Annotated in this window: 1 protein-coding gene; it reads right to left on the bottom strand. The window is 61.6% G+C overall.

From position 1 onward, the window contains the following. The coding region (locus BG57_RS30985) for a PHP domain-containing protein (RefSeq protein WP_152562765.1) at positions 1 to 514 on the bottom strand (514 nt) is incomplete at its 3' end. Positions 515 to 516 lie beyond the last annotated feature (2 nt).

Here is a 516-nt window from a genome sequence, read left to right on the forward strand (position 1 = left end):
GATGCAACGTGAGCCCGACCCAGGCACGCGCAGGGAACGTCTCGCGCAACCAGTCGACTTGCGCCGTCAGCGTTGCTTCATTCGCCGGAAAGTCCGGCACCAGGATCGCGAGGCAGTTCTGAACGCCCTTCAAATGCGCGTATTCGGTTTCGGGGTGCGCGAGATCGTCGGGTGTCAGCAAGTAGCTGCCCTTGGCCGCCCGCCTGCGCGCCAGCGTAATGAGTTCGCACAGGTTGCCGTAACCTTCGCGGTTTTGGGCGAGCAAGATGAGGCCAAAAGCGGGGCTAGAAGTGTGACCGAAAGCAGGTCGCTTCTTGGGACCACTATCCGCACCCTGACGCGCATGGACCAGACGAAAGTACGAGCCGATAATCAGCGGCAGCTTTTCTTCCTTGGCTTGAACATGCGCGCGTACGACACCCGCAACCGAGCATTCATCGGTGATAGCCAGTCCCGCGTAACCGAGCTGCGACGCGCGCAGCACGAGCTCTTCACCGTGCGACGCACCGTGCAGGA

The organism is Caballeronia grimmiae, from assembly GCF_000698555.1.
Classification (GTDB): domain Bacteria; phylum Pseudomonadota; class Gammaproteobacteria; order Burkholderiales; family Burkholderiaceae; genus Caballeronia; species Caballeronia grimmiae.